Raw genomic sequence first — 6,458 nt, forward strand, 5'->3', positions numbered from 1 at the left:
ACGGCATCAAACGTTTAACTCCCGCCAGCAATCAAACAGCTTTTTATCACCCATTCGAACATCCGTTTTGCCGGTACTCGTCTTTTTATTGGAGTATTGCCATTATGACCGCAACCACTGCGTCTTCAACCAAGCCTTATCTGCAAATCCAAGGTTTGGTGAAAAAGTTTGGTGACAATTACGCTGTCGATAACATCGACTTGGACATTTATCAACACGAAATCTTCGCCCTTTTGGGCAGTTCCGGCAGCGGAAAATCTACACTGCTGCGTATGCTGGCGGGTATGGAAAGTCCCAATCAGGGAAAAATTATCCTTGATGGTCAGGATATTACCAAACTTGCACCCTATGATCGCCCCATCAATATGATGTTCCAAAGTTACGCGCTTTTTCCGCATATGACCGTAGAACAAAACATTGCCTTCGGTCTGAAACAGGACAAAATGCCTAAAGGCGAAATCGCCGCGCGCGTCGAAGAAATGCTCCGCCTGGTTCAGATGACCAAATTTGCTAAACGCAAACCGCACCAATTGTCCGGCGGTCAGCAGCAGCGCATTGCTTTGGCACGCAGTCTGGCAAAACGTCCGAAAATTCTACTGCTGGATGAGCCCCTCGGTGCATTGGACAAAAAACTGCGCCAACAAACCCAGCTTGAGTTGGTCAATACGCTGGAACAAGTCGGCGTAACCTGTATTATGGTTACGCACGACCAAGAAGAGGCGATGACGATGGCGACCCGCATCGCCATTATGTCTGACGGTCAGTTGCAGCAAGTCGGCACACCCAGCGACGTGTACGACTATCCCAACAGCCGCTTCACTGCCGAGTTTATCGGCGAAACCAACATCTTTGACGGTGTGGTGATTGAAGATCATGCCGACTATGCCGTTATCGAATGCGAAGGTTTGGAAAACCACGTCCGCATCGATCACGGTTTGGGTGGTCCGAGCGAGCAGGACCTTTGGGTTAGTATTCGACCAGAGGATATTGATTTATATAAAGAAAAACCCGAATATTTGGGCGACTACAACTGGGCGAAAGGCACGGTAAAAGAAATCGCCTATTTGGGCAGCTTCGCCATTTACCATATCAAGCTCGGCAACGGGCGCGTCGTCAAAAGCCAAGTCCCCGCCCCTTACTGGTATGTGCGCAACATTACACCGCCGACTTGGGACGAAACCGTCTATATCAGCTGGCCGGAAAACCAACCGACTCCGTTGTTCCGTTGATTTAAGGGGAATGCAATGAACCTTAATAAACTGAAAAACAAACTGTTCCGCCGTCCGGGGCAGCGTGCGGTGATTGCCGTACCGTATATTTGGCTTTTGGTGCTGTTTCTGATTCCGTTCGCCATCGTGCTGAAAATCAGCTTTGCCGAACAAGAAATCGCCATTCCGCCGTTTACGCCGCTGACCAGCATCGACGAAGATTTAGGTCGTCTGAATATCGCCATCAGTTATCAAAACTATGCCGATATTTTCCAAAATTTTTGGCATACCCTTAACCCGTTCGGCGACAGTGAAAACAGCAATATCTATCTGATGACCTACTGGTCTTCAATCAAAACCGCATTGATGACGACAGTGATTTGCCTGTTGGTCGGTTATCCGACCGCCTATGCGATTTCTCGTGCCAATCCTTCTGTCCGCAATGGTTTGCTGCTTGCCATTATGCTGCCCTTTTGGACATCGTTCCTGTTGCGCGTCTATGCGTGGATGGGTCTGCTCGGGCATAACGGTATTGTAAACAACCTGTTGATTAAAATGGGTATTATCAGCGAGCCTTTGGATTTGTTCTACAATGCCTTTTCGCTCAATTTGGTGATGGTTTACGCCTATCTGCCGTTTATGATTCTGCCGCTATACACGCAACTGGTGAAACTCGACAACCGCCTGCTTGAAGCGGCTTCCGATTTGGGTGCGGGGCCGGTCAAATCGTTCTTGACGATTACCCTGCCTTTGTCGAAAACCGGCATTATTGCAGGCTCCATGCTGGTTTTCGTCCCTGCTGTCGGCGAGTTCGTCATTCCCGAGCTGGTCGGCGGTTCGGAAAACCTGATGATTGGTAAAGTCTTGTGGCAGGCGTTCTTCGATCAAAACAACTGGCCGCTGGCTTCCGCCGTCGCCGTCGTGATGGTCGCGCTGCTGGTCGTGCCGATTGCCCTGTTTCAGCATTATGAAAACCGCGAATTGGAAGAAGGAGCCAAATAATGCAGAAATCCAAATTATCTTGGTTCTTGAAACTGATGTTGGCACTGTCGCTGGCGTTTCTGTATATCCCGCTGGTTGTTTTGGTCATCTATTCGTTTAACGAATCCAAGCTGGTAACCGTTTGGGGCGGCTTTTCGACCAAGTGGTACGGCGCATTGCTGGAAAACGACACCATCTTGGAAGCCGCTTGGCTGTCGCTGCGGATTGCCGTTGTGTCTTCGCTTGCTGCCGTCGTTTTGGGCACGCTGGCAGGCTATGCGATGGCGCGGATTAAACGTTTTCGCGGCAGTACCTTGTTCGCCGGTATGATTTCCGCACCTATGGTGATGCCCGACGTGATTACCGGTCTGTCTATGCTGCTGCTGATTATTCAGGTACAGATATTTTTGCAGGGCAGCGAATGGTTACAACATCTCTACTTCGATCGTGGCTTTTTCACTATTTTCTTAGGACATACGACGCTGTGCATGGCATACATTACCGTTGTTATCCGTTCGCGTCTGGTTGAGCTTGACCAATCGCTCGAAGAAGCCGCAATGGATTTGGGCGCGCGTCCGCTGAAAATCTTTTTTGTCATCACTTTGCCTTTGATTGCCCCTGCCATCGCTTCAGGCTTTCTGCTCGGCATTACCCTGTCTTTGGATGATTTGGTAATTACCTCATTCCTCTCCGGCCCCGGTTCATCCACATTGCCGCAGGTGATTTTCTCCAAAATCAAGCTGGGTCTTGATCCGCAGATGAATGTCTTGGCGACCATCCTAATCGGCATCATCGGAACATTGGTCATCATCGTCAATTATTGGATGATGAGGCAGGCAACCAAGCGTGACCGAGAAGCGGCAGAAGCCTACCGCCAAGAAAAATTGGCTGCCGAGAAAGCAAATTAATTAATAAGGCAGGCTGACCGCATGACTGGGTCAGCCTGTTTTCTTCAACCGATTTTCTGTTTGGACGATATGGCCCGACAGCCTGTATCATTCCGTCCGAAAATACACCTGATAAAGCAAACACAATGATTCGCCCTGATTTTCAAGAATATCTGCCTTCTTATTATTTTAGTTCGGTTAATCCTCATACTGTTTATCCGAAACTTCAATGCCGTCTGAAAACCGATACCTGTATCATCGGCGGCGGATTGAGTGGTTTGTGCACTGCATTGCCCTTGGCGGAGCAGGGACATGAAACGGTTGTGTTGGAAGCCGCGCGTATCGGTTTCGGCGCGTCGGGACGGAGTGGCGGGCAGGTTATCAGCGATTACGCCTGCGGTATGGGGGAAATTGAAAAACAGGTCGGCTTGGAGCAGGCGCAATGGTTTTGGCAACAGTCTTTGCAGGCGGTCGAACTGGTGGACGAACGCGTCCGCAAACATGCCATTGATTGCGATTGGCAGCGCGGTTATGCCACGGTTGCCGTCCGTCCGCAGCATTGGGAAGAGTTGCAGCAGTGGCATGAACACGCCCAACGGCATTACGGTGCGAGTCATTATCAACTTTGGGATAAAGCCGAGTTGAAACAGCAGCTTGACAGCGATATGTACCAAGGGGCACAATTCGACCCCTTATCCGGACACCTGCATCCGCTCAATTACACTTTGGGCATCGCTCGTGCCGCTGCCGAAGCCGGTGCGCAGATTTTCGAGCAATCCCCGATGACGTGCATCGAACCGCATCAAAACGGTTGGCTGGTTTACACGCCCGAAGGCAGCGTCGAGTGCAAAAATGTGGTCTATGCTGTCAATACCTATGCCGGTTTGAATCCGATATTCAAGCCTTTGGAGCGTAAGGCGATTGCCGTTAGCACCTTTATTATTGCCACCGAACCCTTGGGGGCGCGCGCAAAAGGGCTTATCCGCAACAATATGGCTGTATGCGACAACCGCCATATTTTGGATTATTACCGCCTCAGCGCGGACGGCAGACTGCTTTTCGGCGGTAAGGATAACGAGTTTATCGACAATCCTGCGCGTATGACCGAGCTTGTCCGCCAAGATATGCTTAAAGTTTTTCCGCAGCTTGCCGATGTCAAAATCGAATATTCGTGGGGCGGGGAGTGCGATATTACCGCCAACCTTGTCCCGCATTTCGGACGTTTGGCCCCGAATGTTTTTTATACGCAAGGTTATTCCGGACACGGGATGGCGATAACAGGTATTGCAGGTTTGGCGGTTGCCGAAGCAATTTTAGGGGACGAATGCCGTCTGAAGCCGTTTGAGCGGTTGCGCCAGCCGAATATTATCCTGCAACCGTTTTTGCGCAAACTCGGTTCTTTCCTCGGCTCGAAATATTATCAGTGGAAAGACAGCCGTTAAGCGTCGCAGGCAGTATAGTGGATTAACAAAAACCAGTACGGCGTTGGCCTCGCCTTAGCTCAAAGAGAACGATTCTCTAAGGTGCTGAAGCACCAAGTGAGTCGGTTCCGTACCATCTGTACTGTCTGCGGCTTCGTCGCCTTGTCCTGATTTAAATTTAATCCACTATATGTTTATCCATCGGCGGCAAACGTGAAAAATGCCGTCTGAAACCCGATTTTCAGGCTTCAGACGGCATAACCGCCCTTATTCCACGCGTTCGCCGTGGATATTCAGATCCAAACCTTCGCGTTCGACATCCTTGCCGACGCGCAGGCCGCCGCAGATTTTCCCCACGACCTTCAAAATCGCCCAACTCATCAGCCCGCTGTATGCCGCCATAACGAACCCGTCTTTTACCTGTATCCACAACTGCTGCCAAACTGCCGCATCCCCGCCGAAAATGCGGTTGTCGAAAAAGATGCCGGTCAATATTCCGCCCACCAGCCCGCCGAATCCGTGTATGCCGAAAGCGTCCAAAGAATCATCGTAACGCAATTTGTGTTTGACGACGGTGACGGACACAAAGCACGCGGCGGCAGTCAATATACCGATGGCGGCCGCGCCCGACGGGCCGGTAAAGCCGGCGGCAGGGGTGATGCCGACCAGACCGGAAACCGCGCCGGAAGCCAGCCCCAAAGCGGAAGGTTTGTGTCCCGCTATTTTTTCGCAGGCAAGCCAGCCTGCCGCGCCGAATACGGCCGACACCTGCGTTACCGCCATCGCCATACCCGCCGCCGCGTCTGCCGCAAGCGCCGATCCGGCGTTAAAGCCGAACCAGCCGAACCACAACATTGCCGCGCCGATCAGTGTCATCGCCATATTGTGCGGAGGCATCGCCTCGCGCCCGTAGCCTATGCGCCTGCCCAAAACCAAGGCGGCGACGAGTCCCGCGATACCGGCATTGATGTGCACCACCGTACCGCCGGCATAATCCAATACGCCGCCCTTGCTCATAAAGCCGCCGCCCCACACCCAATGCGCTCCCGGCACATAAACCAATAAAAACCATATGCCCGAAAACAGCATCATTGCCGAATATTTCATCCGTTCGGCAAACGCGCCGGTAATAATGGCGGTCGAAATAATGGCAAACGTCATCTGAAAAAACATAAATACCGGTTCGGGAACAGTCGGCGCATTGGGCGACACGGTCAGCATCTGTGCGGCAGCGTCTATCTGCATCCCGCTTAAAAATACGCGCCCCAAACCGCCGATAAAGGCATTTCCCGGCGTGAACGCTAAAGAATAGCCGACGGCGACCCAAAGGATGCCCACCAATGTCGCGATGGAAAAGCTGTGCATCATCGTCGAGAGCAGGTTTTTTTTCCGCACCATCCCGCCGTAGAATAAAGCCAGCCCGGGAAGCGTCATCAACAGTACCAAGGCAGCCGCAGTCATCACCCAGGCGGTATCGCCCGAATTGACGGCGGAATAAGGCTTCCACCAGTTTAAAGGTTCTGCCGATAGGGATGCCGGCAGCAAAGATGCCGCCCATATGTGTTTTTTCATTTTGATTAAAGTTTCCTTAATGGTTGAGCCCGTCTTTCGGAAAGGCGGGGTCGGGGCTTGTCCGGGAGGGACGCAAGCCCTGCCGGACCGGGGCGGCGCGGGGATTTTGCCGATGTGCCGCCCTGTGCGTGAAACAAATCCCTTGTTTGAATATGGAAATATCGCATCCAATCCCTTGCACCCGTTGTCCGGCGGGAGGATTTATCCTTAGGCGGCGCATATGTGGGCGTATGGATTGTCAACAATTTACTGTAGGAAAATATACAGAGGTTTGGGCGATAAGGCAAAATATTGTTGACAATATTTTTATTTTATAAAATTAATTTATTGATTAATATATTAAAAATTTTTAATTGGAAATATAGTGGATTAACAAAAATCAGGACAAG

The 6,458-nt window shown here is 51.3% G+C and carries 5 protein-coding genes; 4 read left to right on the forward strand and 1 reads right to left on the reverse strand.

Features of this window, described 5'->3' with window-relative positions; genetic code table 11:
• Positions 1 to 104 precede the first annotated feature (104 nt).
• The 4 genes from HMPREF2959_RS05285 (at position 105) to HMPREF2959_RS05300 (ending at position 4,518) form a co-directional block, all read left to right on the forward strand.
• Complete coding sequence (locus tag HMPREF2959_RS05285; protein WP_002226587.1) at positions 105 to 1,229, forward strand: ABC transporter ATP-binding protein; 1,125 nt, start codon at positions 105 to 107, stop codon at positions 1,227 to 1,229.
• Between the two features lie 15 nt (positions 1,230 to 1,244).
• Positions 1,245 to 2,210, forward strand: coding sequence for an ABC transporter permease subunit (locus tag HMPREF2959_RS05290; protein WP_002214282.1), 966 nt, complete (start codon positions 1,245 to 1,247; stop codon positions 2,208 to 2,210).
• Positions 2,210 to 3,097 carry an ABC transporter permease subunit gene (locus HMPREF2959_RS05295; protein ID WP_002214281.1) on the forward strand — a complete coding sequence of 296 codons (888 nt, stop codon included), beginning with the start codon at positions 2,210 to 2,212 and terminating at the stop codon, positions 3,095 to 3,097. The genes HMPREF2959_RS05290 and HMPREF2959_RS05295 overlap by 1 nt, the downstream gene beginning before the upstream one ends.
• Before the next feature lie 125 nt (positions 3,098 to 3,222).
• Positions 3,223 to 4,518, forward strand: coding sequence for an NAD(P)/FAD-dependent oxidoreductase (locus tag HMPREF2959_RS05300; protein ID WP_002243623.1), 1,296 nt, complete (start codon positions 3,223 to 3,225; stop codon positions 4,516 to 4,518).
• A gap of 246 nt (positions 4,519 to 4,764) precedes the next feature.
• Here HMPREF2959_RS05300 and HMPREF2959_RS05305 read toward each other — a convergent pair whose 3' ends face one another.
• A complete protein-coding gene (locus HMPREF2959_RS05305; protein WP_002214279.1) occupies positions 4,765 to 6,069 on the reverse strand; it encodes an ammonium transporter in 1,305 nt (434 codons plus the stop codon).
• Between the last annotated feature and the right edge of the window lie 389 nt (positions 6,070 to 6,458).

It is taken from the genome of Neisseria sp. HMSC070F02, assembly GCF_001814225.1.
Lineage (GTDB): Bacteria > Pseudomonadota > Gammaproteobacteria > Burkholderiales > Neisseriaceae > Neisseria > Neisseria meningitidis.

Coding starts and splice junctions, on each gene's coding strand:
- HMPREF2959_RS05300 (WP_002243623.1), top strand. CDS start 3,223: ATGATTCGCCCTGATTTTCAAGAATATCTGCCTTCTTATTATTTTAGT.
- HMPREF2959_RS05295 (WP_002214281.1), top strand. CDS start 2,210: ATGCAGAAATCCAAATTATCTTGGTTCTTGAAACTGATGTTGGCACTG.
- HMPREF2959_RS05285 (WP_002226587.1), top strand. CDS start 105: ATGACCGCAACCACTGCGTCTTCAACCAAGCCTTATCTGCAAATCCAA.
- HMPREF2959_RS05305 (WP_002214279.1), bottom strand. CDS start 6,069: ATGAAAAAACACATATGGGCGGCATCTTTGCTGCCGGCATCCCTATCG.
- HMPREF2959_RS05290 (WP_002214282.1), top strand. CDS start 1,245: ATGAACCTTAATAAACTGAAAAACAAACTGTTCCGCCGTCCGGGGCAG.